The 22,583-nt window shown below is 43.6% G+C and carries 16 protein-coding genes; 10 read left to right on the top strand and 6 right to left on the bottom strand.

All coding sequences use genetic code 11. From position 1 onward, the window contains the following. Positions 1–112 precede the first annotated feature (112 nt). The 3 genes from DMB45_RS09545 (at position 113) to DMB45_RS09560 (ending at position 5,933) form a co-directional block, all read left to right on the top strand. Positions 113–2,323 (top strand): S9 family peptidase, encoded by a 2,211-nt coding sequence (locus tag DMB45_RS09545; RefSeq protein WP_237143294.1) that lies wholly within the window; start codon positions 113–115, stop codon positions 2,321–2,323. Positions 2,324–2,558: 235 nt separating this feature from the next. Then, on the top strand, positions 2,559–4,022 hold the full coding sequence (locus DMB45_RS09550; protein WP_041502378.1) for an aminoacyl-histidine dipeptidase: 1,464 nt from the start codon (positions 2,559–2,561) through the stop codon (positions 4,020–4,022). Between the two features lie 234 nt (positions 4,023–4,256). After that, positions 4,257–5,933, top strand: a complete 1,677-nt coding sequence (locus DMB45_RS09560) for an AMP-binding protein (RefSeq protein WP_041504781.1) — start codon at positions 4,257–4,259, stop codon at positions 5,931–5,933. 31 nt (positions 5,934–5,964) lie between these two features. On the opposite strand, the gene DMB45_RS09565 is transcribed toward DMB45_RS09560, so the two are convergent. Beyond that, a complete protein-coding gene (locus DMB45_RS09565; protein WP_041502381.1) occupies positions 5,965–6,531 on the bottom strand; it encodes a fumarylacetoacetate hydrolase family protein in 567 nt (188 codons plus the stop codon). 38 nt (positions 6,532–6,569) lie between these two features. Beyond that, positions 6,570–7,133 (bottom strand): nitroreductase family protein, encoded by a 564-nt coding sequence (locus DMB45_RS09570; protein ID WP_041504839.1) that lies wholly within the window; start codon positions 7,131–7,133, stop codon positions 6,570–6,572. 136 nt (positions 7,134–7,269) lie between these two features. Between DMB45_RS09570 and DMB45_RS09575 the strand changes: the two genes are divergently transcribed. Continuing rightward, positions 7,270–10,101: a PD-(D/E)XK nuclease family protein gene (locus tag DMB45_RS09575; protein WP_041502382.1), complete on the top strand. Its 2,832-nt coding sequence runs from the start codon at positions 7,270–7,272 to the stop codon at positions 10,099–10,101. A gap of 294 nt (positions 10,102–10,395) precedes the next feature. After that, on the top strand, positions 10,396–11,010 hold the full coding sequence (gene udk, locus DMB45_RS09580; RefSeq protein ID WP_181416510.1) for a uridine kinase: 615 nt from the start codon (positions 10,396–10,398) through the stop codon (positions 11,008–11,010). A gap of 61 nt (positions 11,011–11,071) precedes the next feature. On the opposite strand, the gene DMB45_RS09585 is transcribed toward udk, so the two are convergent. The 4 genes from DMB45_RS09585 to rbr form a co-directional block, all read right to left on the bottom strand. Continuing rightward, entirely contained in the window at positions 11,072–13,732 is a 2,661-nt protein-coding gene (locus DMB45_RS09585; protein WP_110688721.1) for a DNA gyrase/topoisomerase IV subunit A, read from the bottom strand. 53 nt (positions 13,733–13,785) lie between these two features. After that, positions 13,786–15,618, bottom strand: coding sequence for a DNA topoisomerase IV subunit B (locus DMB45_RS09590; protein WP_041502385.1), 1,833 nt, complete (start codon positions 15,616–15,618; stop codon positions 13,786–13,788). Between the two features lie 185 nt (positions 15,619–15,803). Next, on the bottom strand, positions 15,804–16,544 hold the full coding sequence (locus DMB45_RS09595) for a biotin--[acetyl-CoA-carboxylase] ligase (protein WP_041502386.1): 741 nt from the start codon (positions 16,542–16,544) through the stop codon (positions 15,804–15,806). 153 nt (positions 16,545–16,697) lie between these two features. Then, complete coding sequence (gene rbr / locus DMB45_RS09600) at positions 16,698–17,276, bottom strand: rubrerythrin (RefSeq protein ID WP_041502387.1); 579 nt, start codon at positions 17,274–17,276, stop codon at positions 16,698–16,700. Between the two features lie 197 nt (positions 17,277–17,473). On the opposite strand from rbr, the gene DMB45_RS09605 reads away from it, so the two are divergent. From DMB45_RS09605 to DMB45_RS09625, 5 genes are all read left to right on the top strand, one after another. Further along, positions 17,474–18,166: a 4Fe-4S dicluster domain-containing protein gene (locus DMB45_RS09605; protein WP_041502388.1), complete on the top strand. Its 693-nt coding sequence runs from the start codon at positions 17,474–17,476 to the stop codon at positions 18,164–18,166. Between the two features lie 42 nt (positions 18,167–18,208). Then, a complete protein-coding gene (locus DMB45_RS09610) occupies positions 18,209–19,282 on the top strand; it encodes a CoB--CoM heterodisulfide reductase iron-sulfur subunit B family protein (RefSeq protein WP_041502389.1) in 1,074 nt (357 codons plus the stop codon). Between the two features lie 24 nt (positions 19,283–19,306). Next, entirely contained in the window at positions 19,307–20,326 is a 1,020-nt protein-coding gene (locus tag DMB45_RS09615; RefSeq protein ID WP_041502390.1) for an FAD-dependent oxidoreductase, read from the top strand. 16 nt (positions 20,327–20,342) lie between these two features. Continuing rightward, positions 20,343–20,678, top strand: a complete 336-nt coding sequence (locus DMB45_RS09620) for a 4Fe-4S dicluster domain-containing protein (RefSeq protein ID WP_041502391.1) — start codon at positions 20,343–20,345, stop codon at positions 20,676–20,678. Positions 20,679–20,898: 220 nt separating this feature from the next. Beyond that, the gene (locus DMB45_RS09625) at positions 20,899–22,449 is read left to right on the top strand and encodes a (Fe-S)-binding protein (protein WP_235375033.1); all 1,551 of its coding nucleotides are present in this window, start codon (positions 20,899–20,901) and stop codon (positions 22,447–22,449) included. The last annotated feature ends 134 nt before the right edge of the window (positions 22,450–22,583 follow it).

A 22,583-nucleotide genomic window follows, 5' to 3' on the forward strand; every position in this document is an offset into this window, starting at 1 on the left:
ATCCAAGCCATTAAATCGTTATTTTAAACTTAAAATCAGCAAATCATTTTCAAATAAAAGAAAAAAATAGAATCTTTGGAACTTGATTCAAAATGCTAAAAAATTATAGGTTATGAGAATGTTTTACAAGTTAATTGTATTCCTTTTTATGGTGGGGTTGGTTTTACCCGGATATGCACAAAGCGAAAATAAAAAATTTAGTCTGGCCGATTTCTGTCTCAATTATACATTTATGCCCACGGGGGTTCGGGGACTTCGTTCACTGAACGACGGAGAACATTATACGGTTTTGGAATCCAACGGACAAAAATTAGTCATGTATAGCTACAAAACCGGAAAGGCCGTAAACACCCTGTTAGATCTCAGTGATCCCAAATATAAAGAGGTAAAAACGATACAAGACTACGAGTTCAGTCCCGATGAAAGCCGTATTTTGATATGCACGAACGTAAAACCGATTTACCGTCGTTCTTTCACGGCTGACTATTACGTTTTCGATTTTAAAAACAGGGAACTGAAACCGTTATCCACAGGTGGACCTCAACGTTTGGCAACCTTCTCCCCGGAAGGAACCAAAATAGCATTCGTACGGGATAACAATCTCTTTATCGCGGATTTACGCTTCGGCTCCGAATTACAGATCACCTTCGACGGAAAATTCAATCAAATTATTAACGGGGCTCCGGATTGGGTCTACGAGGAAGAATTTGAATTCAATAAAGCATTCGAGTGGGCCCCCGACGGATCCGCCATTGCTTTCATGAAATTTGACGAATCGGATGTAAAGATATACCATATGAACATGTTCAAGGGAGAGAGACCGGAACTGAAAGAAAATGCCGTCTATCCTTCCAACTATTCTTATAAATACCCGAAAGCCGGTGAAGCGAACTCCAAAGTCAGCGTACACGTGTACGATATAAAAGATCGCGTCACAACTCCCATGAACATCGGGGACGAAACCGACATCTATATCCCGCGTATTAAATGGACCACCGATCCTAAAAAATTAGCCATACTGAAATTAAACAGATTTCAAAACAAGCTGGAAATTTTGCTGGCAAACGCCCGGGTAGGCAATACGACAATGCTGTACAGGGAAGAGAATAAATACTACATAGACGAGAATAACTTCGATAACCTTATTTTCCTGGAAGACGGACAACATTTCGTACTCAGCAGTGAAAAAGACGGTTATCTCCATCTTTATCTCTTCGACATGGCCGGAAAGGAAAAACAAGCCATTACCTCCGGTCATTTCGACGTGGTCGATTTTTACGGTTACGATCCCGAAAAAAGATTATTCTACTACTCTTCTCACGAAGTATCTCCTATCGAGAAATACGTCTATTCCATCGATCTAAAAGGACGAAAAAAATTACTAACTCCCACGCAAGGTTGGAATAATGCGGAGTTTAGCAAATCTTTCAAATACTATGTAAACACGGTTTCCAATGCCGACACTCCTCCTGTCATCACTCTTTACGGGGCGAATGGAAAAGACATCCGTATACTGGAAGACAACGCGGCGCTAAAGGAGACCTTAAAAGATTACTCCGTGGCTCAACGGGAATACATTCAAATACCGGCCGCAGACGGGACGACACAACTCAACGCGTGGATTATGAAACCCGTCGATTTCGATCCTGAACAAACTTACCCCTTATTGATCATTCAATACAGCGGACCGAATTCTCAACAGGTACATAATTCTTGGGCCATCGACTGGACGCAATACTTGGCACAAGAAGGTTATATCGTAGCTTGTATCGATCCCCGGGGAACCGGTGCAAGAGGAGAAGAATTCCGAAAATGTACTTACATGCAGTTAGGTAAAATCGAAAGTGACGATATGATTGCCGCGGCCAAATGGTTGGCTGAAAAACCGTATATCGACCCGGCAAAGGTCGGAATCTGGGGGTGGAGCTACGGAGGATTCATGTCCTCTCTTTGCCTGATGAAAGGAAACGATGTATTCTCCACGGCCATAGCGGTAGCCCCGGTTACCAACTGGAGGTTCTATGACTCCGTGTACACGGAGCGTTTCATGCGTCGTCCCCAGGACAACCCGAACGGCTACGATGACAACTCTCCGATCAACTGGGCAGATAAACTGAAAGGACATTTATTAATTTGTCACGGAACGGCAGACGACAATGTTCACATCCAGAATGCTTATGAATTATCGGAAGCCTTGGTACAAGCCAACAAACCATTCGACATGCAAATTTATACCAACCGCAACCACAGTATATTCGGAGGCATGACACGTCTGCATTTGTACGGCAAATTCATGGATTACCTGAATCAGCATTTGAAATAAAAACTATTTCAATAACCTTTATACGCCTGGTTTCTTCTCGATTTCATTTGAAGAAGCCAGGCGTAATCTTTAAGTACGAAAACCATTTTTAACCCTTACGTTACTTTATCCAACGATTTTTTTATAACTTTAGGCGTTTAAAACGACATGATAGACAAATTATACCCGAATCTTTCGGGAAAATATTCTTCATTGCCAACAAAGTATGAATCGTTTAACTTAAAAAATAAAGATTATGAGCAAATGCATATGCACGCTGGAACCTCAGGCTATCTGGGAAAACTTTTATAAACTCACGCAAGTTCCCCGTCCTTCCAATCACGAAGAAAAAGCAAGAGAATTCGTTATGAATTGGGCAAAAGAAAACGGAATAAAAGCCGAGATGGACGAAGCCAATAATATACTATTGAGCAAACCCGCAACACCGGGAATGGAGAACCGTAAAGGAGTTATTTTACAAGGACATCTGGATATGGTTCCTCAAAAAAACGAAGATAAAAAACATGACTTTACCAAAGATCCGATCGATGCTTATATCGACGGAGAATGGGTAACAGCAGACGGCACGACCCTGGGAGCTGATAATGGGATCGGCGTCGCCACCGGCATGGCTTTACTGCTGTCCAAAGATATTCCTCACGGGCCGTTAGAAGTGTTGATCACCGCCACTGAAGAAACAGGAATGGACGGAGCCAACGGCATTCGTCCGAACTGGTTAAAAGGTGATATCCTTTTGAATTTGGACTCGGAAACGGAAGGCGAATTATATGTCGGATGTGCAGGTGGTATTGACGGAGAAATTCAATTTACTTATACTCCGGAAGCCGTGCCGGCCGGAAATAAAGCCTATAAATTGGCCTTAAAAGGATTGAAAGGCGGCCATTCGGGTATGGACATTAACCTGGGAAGAGGAAACGCGAACAAGTTATTTTTCCGCTTTTTAAAAGCCGTAGCGCAGGAACTCGATATAAGAATCGCTTCCATAGAAGGAGGAAACATGAGAAATGCCATTCCGCGCGAGGCATTTGCCATTGTAACCCTTCCCGCAATCCATGTTGATAAATTCCAAAACAGAATCAAAGAATACGAAACCATCTTTAAGGCGGAACTCAGTGCAAAAGAACCGACATTGCAACTATTCGCAGAGGAAGTTTCCATGCCCGGAAACGTGATGAATGCTCAAATTCAAGCTAATATCATCAACGCAATCGTGGCTTGTCCGAATGGAGCCATGAGAATGATCGATTCTATGCCCGACACGGTGGAAACATCCAATAACCTTGCCATCGTCAAAGGAGGAGAAGGCAAAGTAGAAGTTTATATGTTGATGCGCTCTTCTGTTGAAACGGCAAAAATGGCATTAGCTCAATCCGTTCAGGCTGTGTTCGAACTGGCCAAAGCGGACCAGATCAATTTCGTGGGAGAATACCCGGGCTGGAAACCCAATCCAGACTCGGCAATCCGTAAAACGATGGAAAACGTATACGAGAAATTATACGGTAGAAAACCGGCTATTATGGCCATCCATGCCGGATTGGAATGCGGTATTCTCGGATCCACGTACCCGAACTGGGATATGATTTCGTTCGGACCGACCATCAGCTCTCCGCACTCTCCGGATGAAAAGGTAAACATCGCATCCATCGTTAAATTCTGGGATTTTCTGAAGGCTACCTTACAGGCTATTCCTGAAAAATAATACATCTTTGAAGACAGATTTATTTTTCGTCTTTTGAATGCTATTCAAAACATAAAAAATAAATCTGTCTTTTTCATAAACGCGACATCTCCAAACGCAAACGTTAGCATCTTTTACGAAACCGCCCCGCATCCGCCTTTCATTTAACAACATCCCCTCTCTTTTTTTTATTATTTTAACCATAAGGGACGATTTTCTGTATTATCTTTGTTGGGAAAATTCAAATGTTTAACTATGACTTTAAAAAAATTGACGTTACCCGAACTGCTGAAACACAGCTGTTCTAAGTTCGCAAAAAACCTCTCGTTAAATTTTGTCGCAAACGGAAAAAGAACTTACCAAGATTTATATAATGACGTCATTGCTGTTGCCAATCATCTGATTCGCTTAAATATAAAAAAAGGAGATAAAGTAGCCATCTTAAGCGCTAATATGCCCAACTGGGGAATCACTCAATTTGCAATAGCAAGTACGGGAGCCATTGCCGTTCCGATTTTACCCGGGTTCTGCTCCACGGAACTTCAAAATATACTGGAACATGCTGAAGTAAAAGTAATTTTCGTATCCCGCCTTTTGGCCAAATGTTTAGAAGATGTTAAGACCCCGTTCTTAAAACATAAGATTCTAATCAATAATTTTGCAACCATCCCGGAAGGCTGTTATGCCCCCGAAGAATTAGATAAGTTGACTCCCGATATCGACCTCAACGACTATACTCCGCTACCCGATATTACGGTAGAAGAGGAAGATACGGCATCCATTATTTATACTTCCGGCACGACAGGATTCTCCAAAGGAGTAGAATTGACACATAAAAATTTAGTATGGGATGCCCGTCAATGCCGTACGATACAGCATGTAGACGAATCGGACCGTTTCTTAAGTATCCTCCCTATGGCTCATACCTATGAAAATACTTTGGGCTTGCTCTTACCGCTTATGTTCGGATCCCAGGTTTTCTATCTGGACCGGGTGCCGACCCCCAAACTTTTGGTTCCGGCCATGCAAAAGATTCATCCTACGGTTATCCTATCCGTACCGCTTATTATCGAGAAGATATACAAGACTCAAATCGTTCCCAAATTCAACAGTAACAGAATCATTCGAGCCTTATACGGTTTTTCCGTAGCACGTAAATTCTTCCACCGGATGGCAGGTAAGAAATTAATGGAAACATTCGGGGGAAAATTAAAATTTTTCGGTGTCGGAGGCTCTAAACTTGACGGAACAGTAGAAAAATTTTTGAAAGAAGCACGCTTCCCTTACGCCATAGGTTACGGACTGACCGAAACAGCCCCCATGGCCGCCGGCTCCAACCCTTCAGGAACATTCTTGCAAGGCGTGGGACCGATGATGGAAGGTGTTTCTATAAAAATCAACGAACCGGACGAAAAAGGAGAAGGAGAAATCTGGATCAAAGGTCCTAACGTGATGAAAGGTTATTACAAACGCCCCGAACTAAATGCCGAAGTCTTCACGAAAGACGGGTGGTTTAAAACGGGAGATTTAGGCTCTTTCGACAAAAAGAATCGCTTATCTATCCGAGGCAGGATTAAAACCATGATCCTGGGAGCATCGGGAGAAAATATCTATCCGGAAGAGATCGAATCCATCATCAACAATTTCCGTTTTGTTAACGAATCCTTAGTCGTGGAAAACAGCGGTAAGTTAGTCGCTATGGTTCATTTCAACATGGAAGAGTTAGAAAAGCATTACAAGAACCTCAAAAGCCAAGCTGATAATTACAAGACAATGATCAGCGACTATATCGAAGAACAGAAGAAAGAGTTACGCGAATATGTAAACGCCCGGGTCAATAACTTCTCCAAATTACAGTTGGTCATGACTCAACACGAACCTTTCGAAAAAACCCCTACCCATAAGATAAAAAGATTCTTATATAACAAGTAAATTAAAAAGGTCGAGTTCTCACTCGACTTTTTTAACGAATACAAAAATCCAACAGTAACTTCCCGTCGAGGTATCCTTTAAGATGATCTCCAATCTGAAGCCCGCGATAGCGAAAAGGATTTCCACAGTATATATAATCTCCGATTTTCAACATATAGTACTCGGACATTGCGGCTATAACCTGCTCCGGCGTCACGGAAGAGTCCGTCACATTCCCTCGAAAGATCTCTTTCCCGTTCAACTCCAAAATATACTCTCCCCTTATCTTATCCCGGCTGCACAAGGAAGAAATGGCAGCCGCCCCGTCAAACGAATAAGCCACGGCCGGAGATAATCCCTTCTCCAATAACTCCCTCTCCCGGTTATCCGCGTAAAAACGAATACCTATTCCTACCTCCTCGTAATACCGGGAAGCAAAGCGTTCGGATACACACTTACCAATCTTGCAAATACGCAATACCAATTGCGGGACACAACTCAATTCCGTTGCAAAAGCCGGAAGATAAAAGTCTTCATTATTCCGTAACAAAGCATTATCTCCGAGAGTCACCCCTGTCCGTTCTCCGAAAACATTATACTCCGTACACAACAATTTCATTTCACCAGTATTTATGAATAAAATAACGCGTCTTTCGTCTAAACCAACAAATCCTGCACCGGACGTTTAGGAACATGGTGAGAACCGTCGTTTTCCCTCCAATATTTATAATCTTTCCCCCGCATCTCTTCCAATACGACGGTCTCTTTCGGCTTTCCCAAAGCAATCACGTACGTGATCTTCAAATGATCCGGCAATTGCAGGATAGTCCTCAACGACTCGTTTTTAAAAGCCTTTACAATACATCCCCCATACCCTTTTTCTACTGCCCCGAGCAAAATCGTCTGCGCCTGTATCCCGTCGTCACACAAACAATTCTCCACGATACCCGTGTCCAATAACTGTATCAAATAAGCGGAAGGGCGTTCTCCCTCATCCGGTCCGGCCCAATCAGTCAAATAACCGGCCCAAGACAAGGTATGAAAAACCCGGTCGCACTCCTCTTCTCCCGTAACCATTCTGTATTTCAAGGGTTGCGCATTCCTACCGGAAGCACAATAACGGGTTAACCCCACGAGATCCGTCAGCCCTTCGGACGTTATCCTCACCTCCTGATAAAAGCGACGATAACTTCTATTTCTCAACAACAACTCTTTCAACATAAATCTGATTTTAGATTGTAAATTTAAATCGTAAATTTGCTTCGAAGCAAAATTAATAATAATAATTCGAAATCCCACGGATATACAGGCTATCGGTAACAAGCACGACAGTTTGCAATCCATAATAAATAAAACGATGAGTTCATTTCTGCATCTATTGGCAAAGGACCTGATACAAAGACAGGGTGATCATTTCGATGACCTGTCAATCATTTTTCCCAATAAACGCGCCGGTCTGTTTTTTGCAAAAGAATTAGCCACTTTTATCGACAAACCAGTCTGGATGCCGGAAATTATTACGCTGGGCGAATTTATAGAACAACATACCGGACTAAAAAAAGCAGACGACCTTCCCCTCATTATCAAACTCTATAAAGCCTACCAATCCGTCTCCGGAACAACGGAACGCTTCGATGATTTCTATTATTGGGGCAATATGCTACTCGGGGATTTTGACGACATAGATAAATACCTCGTTAACGCGAAAGATCTTTTTTCAAACCTGACGGCCCTGAAAGAAATAGAACGATCCTTTCCCTATCTCTCCCCGGAACAAGCCGAAATCATACAAAGTTTCTGGAGCAGTTTCCATCCGGACAAATTTAGCCAGGAACAACTGGAATTTATCCACGTGTGGGAAAAACTATACCCGACCTACCGATGCTTCAAAGAAAAACTACTCTCCGAAAAACTGTGTTACGAGGGTATGGGACAACGGCTTTTCTGTGAAAGCATACATACCGTTCATACGGATAAATCCATCATCTTCGCCGGATTTAACGCGTTGAACTTTTGCGAGAAAAAAATATTCTCTCATTTTAGAGACAATGGAAAAGCTTTATTCTACTGGGATTACGACCTCTATTACCTGACAAACGAAAATCATGAAGCCGGGAGATACATCCGGGAAAACATGAAGCTATTCCCCAATGCTTTAGGCTTGGAACATTTCAACAATTTCCGTTATAACAATAAACACATCGAATACATCTCGGTTCCCTCGGTTATCGGACAGGCCAAATTAATTCCTTCTTTGCTGGAATCTTTCCACCTGGATTCGAATATTTCCCCTATCGATACGGCTATTGTTTTATGTGACGAAAAGCTACTGACGCCGGTTTTACATTCCATTCCGGATTTTGTCAAAAAAATCAATATCACGATGGGGTATCCGGCCAGGAATACGGCCATTGCCGCCCTGATCTCCATGTTGGGAGATCTGAAACACTATGCCAAGAAAGAAAGTACGATGACCTATTACTATTACAAACCCGTCATCGCCCTGCTGAATCACGAACTGATTCAGCCTACTTGCCCCGGGGAGGTCCACCGAATAACCGATTATATAAATACGCGAAATATCGTATACGTGAAAGAAAAAAGTTTACAGTTCAACGAAATAACCCGGACTATCTTCTCTTCTCAAGAAGAGAGCTTACCGACTTATCTGTTGAACGTGTTAAAAAAACTACTCGCATCCCTACCGACGGAGAGTCAGGCTAACGCCGCTATTGAAAAAGAATTTATCTTTACCCTGTACACGATCATACAGAGCATCGAAAATACGTTCCACGAGGAAGAAATTACCCCGGATGACCCTTTCTACATTCGAATGATCGGCAAGATTCTTCAAGAACTTTCCATCCCCTTCTCGGGTGAGCCTTTGGAAGGTATGCAGATCATGGGATTGATGGAGACCCGTATGCTGGACTTCAAAAAACTGATACTTCTATCCGTCAATGAAGGTATTATTCCCCAAAACAGTTACAGTTCCTCTTTCATACCGTATAATCTTCGAATAGGTTTCAATTTACCCACCCCGGAACATCAGGATGCACTGTTCGCTTACTATTTTTATCGGCTGCTTCAAAGAGCGGAACAAGTTGAATTATTATATGCGAACACCACCAAAGGAACCTCCGGCGGGGAAATGAGTCGTTTCCTTTATCAAATAAAATACGAGTCGGGATTACAGATCCGGGAAACGAACTTCCAAAACGATATCTCCGTCCAAAACATTCCCTCGCTAACCATTCCTAAAAACAAAAGCATACTACAACAATTGGAGCGTTATACACGACAGGGTGAAAAGGGGATCTCACCTTCGGCGTTGAATACCTATATGGAATGCCATCTGAGGTTTTATTTCAAATACATAGCCCGCATCAAAGAAAAGGAGGAGATAGCCGAAGAATTGGATCAACGCCTCCTGGGTACTATTTTTCATCAGGCAACCCAAACCCTGTATCAAACGCTCTCGCGGGAAGAGATAACCCTCGAAAAATTAGAAATACTTTCTCAAAACGATACCTTAATCGAAGAACACATCCGGCAAGCCTATTCCGAATTGTACGATACCGCGGTATCCCAAATGATGGAAAGCGGGACCAACGATTTGGTATTAAGTGTAGTAAAAAAATACATCAAAAAGGTCTTGGAATACGATAAAACGCTCTGTCCTTTTCAGATCATCTCCATGGAAAAAAATTACCGGAGCTCCGTTCGTATTCAATCCTCCGAGGGTGCTAAAACCGTCTACGTGGAAGGAGATATCGACCGGGTAGACAAGACCTCCCGGGGAATTCGGGTGATCGACTATAAAACGGGAACGGACAAAACCGAATTCAAAGATCTTGCCTCCATATTCGACATGACGAATAAACAAAGGAATAAAGCGGCTTTTCAAACCTTACTCTACTGCATGATGTACGAGTACGGAAATCCCGATGCAGACCCGATACAACCGGGGATATACAGTACTAAACTACTGTTTACCCCCAATTACGACTATTTGCTGAAATACAACAACGAACCGATCTACCGGTTTAAACCTTACGAACCGGAATTCAACCGTTTACTCGTCCGGCTGCTGGAAGAACTTTTTTCTGCCGATCATCCGTTCGAACAAACCCCGATACGTGAAAAATGCAAACATTGCCCCTACAATGAAATCTGCAAACGGAAATAAAAAGATTGTAGATTCAGAGATTAAGTGATTAGGTGATTGCCGATTGCGGATTGAAGAAGCGGGGATAAAAACGGAGGGGCATACATAGTGGACGGCGAGCGTCGTGTTAGCTTTTAGAAGCGACCGGACGACGGACTGTCCGAGCACGGCGAGTCACGGAAGAGTTATCCCCTTTGCAATTGCAGATGAACGATAAAAAACGGCAAGGTCAGAATTGAATCGTAAATCAAAAAATTCATTTAGACCTTATAATAAAAATCACTATTTTTGCATAAAACAATCAAGACGGTCATGATAGATACAACCATCATAGGAGTAGCAGGCGGAACAGCCTCCGGCAAATCAACCCTGGTGCAAAAATTACAGGAAGCTTTCATCGGCGAAGACGTACTTACCTTATGTCACGACTACTACTATAAGGCACATGACGAATTATGCTACGAGGAACGTACGAAATTGAATTACGACCACCCGGCCTCCTTCGATACCGACATGATGATAGAACACATCCTTACCCTAAAAGCCGGTGTTCCCGTCGAACGCCCGGTCTACTCTTTCGTGGAGCACAACCGGTTGCCGGAGACCGTTAAAATCTATCCGGCAAAAGTAATTATTCTCGACGGTATCCTGATTCTGGAAAACAAAGAACTCAGGAATCTCATGGACGTTAAAGTATACGTGGATACCGATGCCGATGTCCGCTTAGGACGCCGCTTGCTCCGGGACGTCCAAGAACGGGGTAGAAGTATGGATTCCGTTTTGGCCCAATATTTCGGAACCGTAAAACCTATGCACGACGAATTTGTCGAACCCTCCAAAAGATATGCCGATCTCATCATTCCCGAAGGCGGTTTCAATTCCGTCGCTCTCGGCTTACTGATCGAAAACATCCGTTCCCTGATCCGCTGAATTTATAGCGTAAACTCCAAAAGTAAAATAAATCAAACTTTTGGAGTTTATTCATTCGTTATCATTCAAAATCTATGGTCATCTGAGATTCACCGCTCAACATATCCGGATTGGTAATTTCAAAGTCGACGGTTCCCTCTTCCTCTTCCGACGTTGTCTCCTTCTCTCCCACCTCCAAAGGTTCTATTTCCCGGATTTCCTTCACCTCATAAGTTGTCATCCGTTTTCCACGGGCCTTATAAGACTTTTCGGCAATAAACTCGTCGGCAACAATGATCTCGCCCGGCCGTTTCTCGTAGCGTCCGCCGAACAGAATCTCGAACCGGGGTCTGGTTTCTCCGCTTAAACATACTAAACGAGAGCCTTCCGTATCCCCTATAAACGACAACAACTTCGCACTATCTTCAAAACGGAACCGCTTCAGATAATAAAATTGTTGCTCGGCATCAAAGAAGACAACCGACCATATTTTATCGGGTTCAAATTTTTCTAATTTCAGAAAACCCTCTTCATAATGGTTGCTTAAATCAAAGTCGGAAGTATAATAAGTCCCATTTTTATTTACCACCAATATTCTATCGTCTCCCTGAAACTCTCCTAAATAGCGTCCCCGCTCGTCCGTGCTCAACCGCAAGATGTCCTCGTCAAACCAGATCTTCCGTCCGCCTAAGGTCGAGATTCCTTTCTGCACCAACGATATTTTGTGAATATCGTTCTTACTCAAGACATTTCCCTGCGAATCGCGACCTTTGATCGCCAGATTGGCAAAATCATACTCGAAAACCAACTTTTTCATTCCCGGCTTCGGTTTCAGACAAACCTTAATCACCTCTGCCTCCCCGTTAGGATTAGCACTAAAATAAAGCACCCTGGAACCGGCAGTGCCTTTCGTCAGATTATATTGCTTATCTCTTGTCGTTCCCGTCACAAAAAAACGTTTCACGTACGAAGCCCCGACTTTTCCATCCCGGTAAGCTACATTATAGATCGTCCGTTTATCACTCTTCTTAAATACGCTCACGTATAATACATCCTTTCCGACAAACAACTTATCGGCCACCTTAGTCACGTAATACGTACCGTCCTTACGGAAGACGATCACATCATCGATATCGGAACACTCACACACGAACTCATCTTTTTTCAACGCGGTACCGATAAAACCTTCCTCCCGGTTGATATAAAGTTTCTCGTTAGCGACAACGACCTTCGTCGCTTCGATATTCTCAAAATTCCGGATTTCGGTAAGCCGTTCCCGCCCTTTTCCGTACTTGTCCTTGATGTTTTTATAGTATTTTATCGTGTAAGGAATAATATGTTCTATGTTGTATTTCACCCGCATAATCTCCTCTTCCAACCCTTTGATATAATTTTCTGCTTGTTCCGAGTTGAATTTAAGAATGCGCTTCATCTTAATTTCCAACAACAGTTTTATATCCTCATCCGTAACGGGGCGTAACAATCGCGGCAAGAAAGGCTCTAAACGTTTACGCACATGACCGATAACCGCCTCTATCGTGGCACTCTCTTCAAACTCCTTATCTTTATAAATCCGTTCTTCGATGAAAATCTTTTCCAACGTGGAATATTGCCAGTCCGCCTCCAACTCTCCCAAACGGATTTTCAACTCTAATAAAAGCAAAGCGACCGTATCGTCTACCGACTTTTTCAATATGTCGGTTATCGGCATAAACACGGGCTTATCGTTCTCGATCACACAGGAATTGGGAGAAACAGAAAGTTCACAATCCGTACAGGCGTATAAGGCATCGATGGTTTTATCCGAAGATACTCCCGGAGCCAAATGAACCAAGATTTCCACGTCGGCCGCCGTATTATCATCGATTTTCTTGATTTTGATCTTTCCCTTTTCGTTCGCTTTAAGTATACTGTCTATCAAAGAAGAAGTGGTACGACCGTAAGGAATCTCCGTGATCTTTAAGATTTTATTACTTGCCTCCTTCTCGATCTTCGCCCGAATTTTCACACTTCCCCCCCGAATACCGTCGTTGTATTTCGAAACATCGACCATGCCTCCGGTCGGAAAGTCCGGGTACAAAACAAAATCCTCGCGTTTCAAATACGCGATACAAGCATCCAATAACTCGTTAAAATTATGCGGCAATATTTTAGAAGCCAAGCCCACGGCAATACCTTCAACTCCCTGAGCCAACAACAAGGGAAATTTCACCGGCAGAGTAATAGGCTCCTTATTCCGTCCGTCATAGGATAATTTCCAGTTCGTGGTTTTGGGATTAAAAGCCACCTCCAAAGCAAATTTAGATAATCGAGCCTCGATATAACGGGGTGCCGCCGCCGAATCCCCCGTCAATATATTTCCCCAGTTTCCTTGACAATCGACCAACAAATTTTTCTGTCCCAGTTGTACCAAAGCATCCCCGATAGAAGCGTCTCCGTGGGGATGATACTGCATCGTACTACCGATAATATTGGCAACCTTATTGTAACGTCCGTCATCCATTTGCTTCATTGCGTGCAAAATACGACGCTGTACGGGTTTTAACCCGTCATTCACGTAGGGAACGGCCCGTTCCAGTATAACGTAAGAAGCGTAATCCAAAAACCACGTCTCGAACATTCCCGACAAATGACGTATGGAACGGATCTTTCCATTCTCATCCTGTCGCTTCTGAACTTCCGCATTTTCGGTATCATTCTTTAGCTCGTTTTCTTCCGTCTTATCCTGATCTTCTTCCGCCATAGTATTAATCCAAATTTAAAACTTATGATTATGTCCGATTTTACATCCGGACCTCAAATCTCATCTTTTTCCACGTAAAGATTCTCAATAATGAAATCCTGACGATCATTGGTATTTTTCCCCATATAATAAGCCAGTATATCATCTATCGAATCTTGCCTTGTCATTCGTACGGGTTCCAAACGAATATCCTTCCCGATAAAATACCGGAACTCATCGGGAGAGATCTCGCCTAAACCCTTGAATCGGGTAATCTCGGGTTTCGGCCCCAGACTTTTAACCGCCTTTTCCCGGTCCACGTCAGAATAACAATACCGGGTCTCTTTCTTGTTTCGCACGCGGAATAGAGGCGTCTGTAAAATATACAAATGACCCGCCCTGACCAAGTCAGGGAAAAATTGTAAAAAGAAAGTCAACAGCAGCAAACGAATATGCATACCGTCCACATCGGCATCCGTGGCGATAATAACATTATTATACCGTAAATCCTCCAAACCGTTTTCAATGTTTAAGGCAGCCTGCAAAAGATTGAACTCCTCGTTCTCGTAAACGACTTTTTTCGTCAATCCGTAAGAATTCAAAGGTTTACCGCGCAAACTGAATACAGCCTGGGTATTCACATCCCGCGACTTCGTAATAGAACCGCTGGCAGAATCCCCCTCGGTAATAAAGATCGAAGATTCCGTCTTTCTCTCGTGATTCGAATTAAAGTGGACCCGACAATCCCGTAACTTCCGGTTATGTAAACTTACCTGTTTAGCTCGCTCCCTGGCAATCTTCTGGATTCCGGACATAGCCTTACGCTCCTTCTCCGCCTCTATGATCTTACGCAATAACAACTCGGCCGTATCCGGATTCCGGTGCAGGTAATTATCCAACTCTTTTGTCACGAAATCCATGATAAAATTACGAACCGAAGGCCCTCCCGGAGCTATATCTTTAGAACCCAATTTGGTCTTCGTCTGCGACTCGAATACCGGCTCTTGTACTTTTATGCTGATGGCAGCGATAATCGATGTACGGATATCGGACAATTCGAAATCCTTTTTGTAAAAATCACGGATTGTCTTTACCACAGCCTCCCGGAAAGCAACCAGATGCGTTCCTCCTTGCGTGGTATTCTGTCCGTTCACGAACGAGTAATACTCCTCCCCGTATTGACGTCCGTGCGTCATGGCCATCTCTATATCGCAACCTTTCAAATGAATAATCGGGTAAAGTCCCTCCCCGTTCATGTTCTCCGTAAGAAGGTCATATAGCCCCCGTTTCGAGTAAAATTTCTGTCCGTTAAAAATAATGGTTAACCCGGAATTCAAAAAAACATAATTCTTAAACATGGATTCCAAATACTCCATGATAAAATGATAATTCCCGAACAACTCCTTATCTGCAACAAAGGTGACTAACGTACCGTTAGGCTCTTTCGTCGGCTCGATCCCCTTCTCCTCCACGACGACAGCCTTACTGTAACGTACGTATTTTGTCTCGCCGTCCCGAAAAGACTGAATGGTAAAATTTTCAGAAAGAGCATTGACAGCCTTAATACCAACTCCGTTCAACCCTACGGATTTTTTAAAGGCTTCGGAATCATATTTCGCCCCGGTATTCATCTTAGAGGAGACATCCACCAATTTTCCCAACGGAATGCCTCGTCCGAAATCCCGCACGGACACGGTCCGTTCCTCTACTTTTATGACAATCTCACTCCCCGCCCCCATGGCAAACTCATCAATGGAGTTATCGATCACCTCTTTCACCAAAATATAAATTCCGTCATCCATTGCCGCCCCGTCGCCTAACTTCCCGATATACATACCCGGCCGTAGCCGTATGTGTTCCCGCCAGTCCAACGTTCGAATAGATTCTTCCGAATAATTCTCTACCATATTTTATGTTCGTTTTGCACAAAAATAATAAATATCTTTTTTCAATCCTTCTCCTGCACTTCACTTCCCGGCATTTTTTAGCCTTATCTTTTTATTTATCAATAAGAAAAAATTAGAAAATCCGTAGTCCGACGTTTATTCTATCCGGAAATCAGATACTTCCGCCTATCACTACCCGAAATCGTCTAAAGATACGCCACCTCTTTAAAACCGTAAATCCGCTCTTTTCCCTCCGTATCTCTCAACAGGAGCTGTCCGTATTCATTTATACCCAGAACAGAGGCTTCGAAAGTCCCTTGCCCGTCTCTCCAGCGAAACATACCTTCCCGACGATAAAGTCCGGATACGAAATCCTTTTCTAATTTATCGTAATCATAAACTTGCTCGTATCTTCGACCTATTGCAGACAACAACTCGGCTAACGCTTCGGTCAGATCCTTCTCTTTTCCAGTCAATTGCACGAGGGAGACCGGATTAGGAGCATCCGATAAAAAACGGGATTGGTTTACATTCAACCCGATGCCGCAAAAAGAAAAAGCGACCTTCTTCCCCACAACCGTATGTTCGATCAATATTCCTGCGATCTTTCGTTCGCCCGCGTAGACATCATTCGGCCACTTCACGGATACATCTTCCACATAACGGGAAAGGAAATCTCTTGCCCCCAAAGCGATCACCATCGACATGGCAAATTGCTCCCCCGCAAGTAAAGCCTCCGGTTTAAAAACAACGGTCATGGAGATATTTTTACCCGGTTCGCTCTCCCAACGGTTCCCCACCTGCCCCTTACCGTGCGTCTGCCGGTAAGTCAGAATCACCATTCTATCCTCCAACTCATTCCACCTCAAACGAGCGGCTTCACTATTGGTAGACTCCAATTCGTCATACTCGAGAATTCGGAATCCACTTAATCGATATTCCTGCATACCCATTGTCTTTAACCAAGCAAAAATAACAAGAATAGTCGAATCTTCCTCATAAATTCAAAAACAAAAGATGCCGTCCCCAAAAAAGACAGCATCTTTTACATTTCCCGAAATCGTCTAAAACAGAAGACCTGCTTCAACCGAATACCCACATCAGTAGTTCTCCTTAAATAATTCGAAATAAGCTTGCGGATGCAAACAAGCCGGACAAACTTTAGGAGCTTCCGGTCCCTCATGGATATAACCGCACCTCCGACAATACCACCTCGTCGGTTGAGAACGTCTAAATACGATATCCTCATCTAAATTCGACAAAAGTTTCAGGTAACGGGCCTCGTGATTTTTTTCGGCTTCAATAATCATCCGGTACATCGTGGCAATTTTTTTAAATCCCTCTTCCTCTGCAACCCGGGCAAATTCAGGATAAAGATGATGCCATTCATCGTATTCCCCCTCTGCCGCCTCTCGCAAATTATTGGCCGTATCCGAAATAATTCCGTTAGGATAAGAAGCTGTTATCTCCAACATACCTCCCGGCAACTCGCTGAAAAAACGCTTCGCGTGTATCTCTTCCTGAAGAGCCGTCTCGTAAAATATCCCCGCAATTTGCTCGTACCCTTCTTTTTTAGCCACTTCGGAAAAGAACGTATACCGATTCTTTGCCTGTGATTCTCCGGCAAATGATTTTAAAAGATTGGCTTCCGTTAAAGTCCCTTTAATCTTCTGTTCCATAAAATAATTGTTTAAAGTGATTCATATCTTTTGTATACGGAAAGCAAAAATCTAAGTTTCAAACGGATGGTAAAGGGGTGGTATAAATACACATTCGTAATAGGTATTTGCCTCCTTTAATATACCGATCATAAGGTTTAATTTTGCAAAATCTCATCGTATGGGAAATTTTTTATAAAACGGTAAAATCGAAAGACATGTCCGAGATATTAAAAAAATTACGCGAAGACATCCATTTCATCGAGGGAATGAACAGCTGCATGAATTGCGGGGTATGTACGGCAATCTGTCCTGCTGCCGAATTCTACAACTACGACCCGCGCATGATCGTGGAGACCGTTCAACGGGGTGACGAAAAAGAAATTGAAAATTTACTGAAAAGCGATACCATCTGGTATTGCGGAGAATGTATGTCTTGCAAGACCCGCTGTCCTCGCTGTAATACCCCGGGACTTATCATCATGGCGTTGCGTCGGGCCTCCCAGGAATTAGGTTATTTCGTTTATTCCGAAAAGGGACGCCAGCAATATGCCCTCAAGCATGTCATCGGAGAATCGGTACTAAAACGGGGATATTGCGTGACTCCCGACCTGGTCAAACCGGAAATGCACCCCGAACAGGGACCGGTATGGGAATGGATATACGAACACCTCGACGACGTGTATGACCGTTTACATTCCAATTACCGGAAACCGGGAGCAGGAGCCATGAGGGAAATCAACGCGGAAAGCATGCAGGAACTCCGGGAGATATTCAACGTTACCGGCGGGACCGAATTTATGAACCACATCGAACAATGCTCGCGAGACAAAGCGAAAGAGACCGGTACCGACCTGGAAGAATCCTATTTCCTGAAAACTTATATGGAGAACAGCAACAACCACCAGTAAGGTCATTCAAAATCGTAAATCATAAACCGTAAATAGCATAGTATGAATCTCGAGGGAAAACAACAAATATGGAAAGACTATCAAAAAGAGATTGCCGATGATAAATACTACTACGCGAGGAGTTGTATCCGTCAGACTTTCTTTCCCGGATCGGAGTGGGCTTATGTGGATATCATGAAAAACAAACTGGGAAAAGACCTGTTGGATGATCCCCGCCATACAACGTGTACCGGAATAGGCTACCATTCCGACATCGTCCCTGCCGAAACCATTATGACGGTCGTCGCCCGCCATTTCGCGTTAATGACAGAAGCAGGATACGAGAATATGACGCCCTCTTGCATCACCTCTTTCGGTATATATACGGAAATCTTAGAGACTTGGGAACACCATCCCGAAATAGAGGAAAAAATACGCGAATACCTTTGGAAAGCCACAAAACGGGAATTCAACAAACCGAAGAACTTAGCTCATACCTCCGACGTGATGTATAAATTCCGGAATGAGATCTTTCAACAAGCTCAATACAAACTCGTCGATGTACACACCGGCAAACCGCTCCGGGGAGTGGATCATATCGGTTGTCACTATTCTAAAATGTTTCCCACCAAAGGCATCGGTGGAGCGGAATTTCCGGCAGTACTTTCAGGCATGATCTATGCTTGGGGAGGGGACGTTATCGACTATCCGGAACGACGCCACTGTTGCGGATTCGGATTCCGGCAATACTTAGTCATGGCGAACCGGGGATATTCCGTGGCAAACTCCAAGAAAAAATTCGAGTCCATGCAACCTTACGAACCGGATTTCATCGTGGCCAACTGCCCGGGATGTGCCATGTTTTTAGATAAATGGCAATACACGATCAGCGAAATGGAAGGCATCACGTACGGTCCCGACGGCTATGGAATCCCCGTACTGACTTACGAGGAGTTAGCCGCGTTGGTGTTAGGATACGATCCCTGGGAAATAGGGCTGCAAATGCATCAGGTATCCGTCGAACCTCTCCTCGATAAAATGGGGGTCCGCTACGATCCCGAAGCCAAATATAAAAATAAAAAAGGGGAGGATATCGGCCGCCCGAAGTGCCCTACATATCTAAAAATCAGAGAATAAACATCACAAATTAAAACAAGATAGATGGAAACCGTTATCATCATAGGAGCAGGACCGGCAGGATGTGAAGCCGCCTATCAATTGGCCAACCAAAATATCCGCGTGGAATTAGTGGAAAAAAACAATGAAACGGGAGGTAACCTGAATAACTGGTACCAGCTATTTCCAGACCGGAAATATGCCCAAACCCTTAACGACCAACTGAAAAAGCACCTGAATCATCCTAACATCAACCTACACGTGGGAATGGAACCCCGGAAAACAGAAAAATCGAAAGAAGGAAACTATTCGGTATTACTGAGTGACGGCAGCCTGATAGAAGGAAAAGCCATGTTGATAACGACGGGTTTCAGATTATTCGACGCCAGACGAAAAGAAGAGTACGGTTACGGTATATACGAAAACGTGATCACCTCCGTCGAATTGGAAAACATGTTCTATAATCACTCCATCCGAACCCGTAAAGGCAAAATACCCCAAAGGATAGGAGTCATTCATTGTGTCGGTTCCCGTGACGAAAAGGTATGCAATTACCATTGCTCCAAACTATGTTGTATTACCGGGGTAAAGCAAGCCATTGAGTTACGGGAATTGCTTCCGGAAGCCGAAATTTTCTGTTTCTACATGGATATGCGCATGTTCGGACCGGGGTATGAAGAGATGTACCGGGAAGCACAGGAAAAATATAACATTAAATTTGTTCGGGGACGACTTTCGGAAGCCGCTGAAAACATGGAAAAGCAAATCATCATTAAAGTGGAAGACACATTAGTCGGTAAACCGTTGCGAATGACTCTCGACATGATGGTTTTATTGATCGGCATGGAATCTTCCGAAGGCAATCGTTATATGGCGCAAGCACTGGGACTGGAGCTGGCTCCGAACGGTTTTATCAAATCGCAAGATCCTCACTATCGGAACAACCTGACCAACAAGGAAGGCATTTTTATAGCGGGATGCAGCGGGGCCCCGATGAACCTAACCGACACCTTAGCCGATGCCCGTTCTGCCGCAACCCATATTTCGGAATACGTGAAACAATAAAAGAAAGCAGACTGTCATGAATTTTTGGGGATTTAACATATCGGAGACCAGAAGTATCAACTACGATACAAACGACAAGGGCATGATGGAATATGTAGCAAAAGAGGTGCCCAGCAGTAAACTTTGTATCGGATGCGGAGGCTGTACAGCCGGCTGTACGGCGGGCAATCTGACTGATTTTAATATCCGGAAAATTCAGATGCTGATGAAACGGGGAGAATACAAAGAAGCGAGAGAACAACTACATAAATGTATGTTATGCGGAAAATGCATGTTGGTATGTCCCCGCGGGGTGGAAACCCGGAAAATGATTTTAGTAATGGAAAACTATATTAAAAACAACTCGAAATAAAGAGCTTATGTATTACGATCATTTTGTTTTACCCTTTACTATCGGGCTCAATATATTACTAATCTATTTGTGTTTCAAATACTACAGATGGATCAAAAGTTTTCCGAAAGCAGACCGGATAAAAATACGAAAAGGATTGTTTTCAACCCGGACAATCCGTTCCGCGAAAGAAATTTTTCAAGAAAGTTTAATACATCGCAATATATTCAGAACCAATCCTATGTTGGGATATATGCATATGACCTTTGCTTTCGGTTGGTTTCTGTTGATCGTCATCGGAAAGATCGAATCCATGGTCTACCACACGAGTGCGTTCAATCCGCCCTATTTCGCCATCTTTTTCCGTTACTTCCATCCGGCAAAGGAAACCTTCCCGTATAGTGAAACCTTTGCCTTCCTGATGGATACGATTTTGTTGTTTTTATTGATCGGAATCCTACTGGCCGTAACCAAACGCTTCTATTCCGCCTTATTCGGAATGAAAAAAACGACCAATCAGAAACCTTACGACCTGCTCATCCTGACCGTATTATGGCTTATTTTCCCGGTTCGCTTTTTAGCGGAAAGTTTTACCAGCGGGACAAACGGGGCCGGTAGTTACCTTACTTATAACGCTGGAAACTTCTTCGCCCAGTATCTTCCGGTGGAACATCTCTCCTATGCGGCGTGGTGGACCTACTCCTCCTTGCTCGGGCTATTTTTTCTGCTTCTCCCGTTCTCGAGATACATGCACATTCCCACGGAAATGGTCTATATTTTCCTGAAAAACTGGGGAATAAAACAAGGGAAGAAATACAACGGTTTCAGTGAAATACAAGTCAACGCCTGTTCCCGATGCGGAATATGTATCAATGCTTGTCAGCTAAATTCTTCCTGTGAAATAAACGATGTACAACCGGTCTATTTCTTACGCCGGCTAAGAGATAAAAAAGAGTATGACAAACAGGCCGAAAACTGTCTGATGTGCGGCAGATGCGAACAATCCTGTCCTGTCGGCATCAACCTGAATGCCATTCGGCTCAGTAAACGCCCGGATATAAACAGAGTCACGAAGGAGACTTACGCGTACATCCCCCAACCGGATATCCAACCGGCCAAAGTAGCTTATTTTGCCGGTTGCATGAGCCACCTGACTCCGGGTATTATAAAATCCATGCGACAAATTTTCGAACGGGCCCACGTAGACTACACTTTCATCGACAAAGAAGCCGGTATTTGTTGCGGACGTCCGTCTGCCCTCAGCGGTAACTGGAATGCCGCAAAAATCATCATGGATCACAACCAGGAAGCGATCGAGGCTTCCGGGGCACAGATTTTAGTAACCTCCTGTCCGATCTGTTATAAAACTTTCAAAGAAGATTATACGCTGAAGTTACAAATTATGCATCACACGGAATACCTCGACCTTCTGATCGAAAACGGTCAGCTTCAAGTCCGCTCCAACGATCTGAAGACCGTGTTCCATAATCCTTGCGAATTGGGTAGAGGATGCGGAGTCGTGGAAGCTCCTGAAAATGTCTTAAAACAGGTGAGTCGTAAAATAGCCACAGCCTACGACGGGAAAAAATCGCTTTGTTGCGGGGGCAGCTTAGCCAACACGGCCATCGATTCGAACCAAAAGACAAAAATCAGTACAGATACCGTGAAAGCCTATGCCGCCTATCAACCCGATGTGATCGTTACTGCCTGTCCCCTTTGCAAAAAGACCCTCATGAAAACGTCCCAGAACATTCCGGTAAAAGACATAGCGGAAGTCGTGGCCGACAATTAATAATCGGCAATTGGAGAGGGACGATCTTAAATAAAAAAATAAGTGATTAAGAACTTAATCACTTATTAACCGTATCTTCCAATCTACAAAATTACATCCGAAACTATTCGCTCCCCCTCAATCACATAATCTCC

The sequence above is a fragment of the Sanguibacteroides justesenii genome (genome assembly GCF_003204205.1).
GTDB classification, from domain to species: domain Bacteria; phylum Bacteroidota; class Bacteroidia; order Bacteroidales; family Marinifilaceae; genus Gabonibacter; species Gabonibacter massiliensis.

Excerpts from the sequence above, each read along its gene's own strand:
- DMB45_RS09595 (WP_041502386.1), bottom strand. The coding sequence starts at position 16,544 with ATGCAGGAATATCGATTAAGTGGATTCCGAATTCTCGAGTATGACGAA.
- DMB45_RS09585 (WP_110688721.1), bottom strand. The coding sequence starts at position 13,732 with ATGGCGGAAGAAGATCAGGATAAGACGGAAGAAAACGAGCTAAAGAAT.
- DMB45_RS09610 (WP_041502389.1), top strand. The coding sequence starts at position 18,209 with ATGAATCTCGAGGGAAAACAACAAATATGGAAAGACTATCAAAAAGAG.
- DMB45_RS09625 (WP_235375033.1), top strand. The coding sequence starts at position 20,899 with ATGTTGGGATATATGCATATGACCTTTGCTTTCGGTTGGTTTCTGTTG.
- DMB45_RS09550 (WP_041502378.1), top strand. The coding sequence starts at position 2,559 with ATGAGCAAATGCATATGCACGCTGGAACCTCAGGCTATCTGGGAAAAC.
- DMB45_RS09620 (WP_041502391.1), top strand. The coding sequence starts at position 20,343 with ATGAATTTTTGGGGATTTAACATATCGGAGACCAGAAGTATCAACTAC.
- rbr (WP_041502387.1), bottom strand. The coding sequence starts at position 17,276 with ATGGAACAGAAGATTAAAGGGACTTTAACGGAAGCCAATCTTTTAAAA.
- DMB45_RS09545 (WP_237143294.1), top strand. The coding sequence starts at position 113 with ATGAGAATGTTTTACAAGTTAATTGTATTCCTTTTTATGGTGGGGTTG.
- DMB45_RS09590 (WP_041502385.1), bottom strand. The coding sequence starts at position 15,618 with ATGGTAGAGAATTATTCGGAAGAATCTATTCGAACGTTGGACTGGCGG.
- DMB45_RS09565 (WP_041502381.1), bottom strand. The coding sequence starts at position 6,531 with ATGAAATTGTTGTGTACGGAGTATAATGTTTTCGGAGAACGGACAGGG.
- DMB45_RS09575 (WP_041502382.1), top strand. The coding sequence starts at position 7,270 with ATGAGTTCATTTCTGCATCTATTGGCAAAGGACCTGATACAAAGACAG.
- DMB45_RS09615 (WP_041502390.1), top strand. The coding sequence starts at position 19,307 with ATGGAAACCGTTATCATCATAGGAGCAGGACCGGCAGGATGTGAAGCC.
- DMB45_RS09570 (WP_041504839.1), bottom strand. The coding sequence starts at position 7,133 with ATGTTGAAAGAGTTGTTGTTGAGAAATAGAAGTTATCGTCGCTTTTAT.
- DMB45_RS09605 (WP_041502388.1), top strand. The coding sequence starts at position 17,474 with ATGTCCGAGATATTAAAAAAATTACGCGAAGACATCCATTTCATCGAG.
- DMB45_RS09560 (WP_041504781.1), top strand. The coding sequence starts at position 4,257 with ATGACTTTAAAAAAATTGACGTTACCCGAACTGCTGAAACACAGCTGT.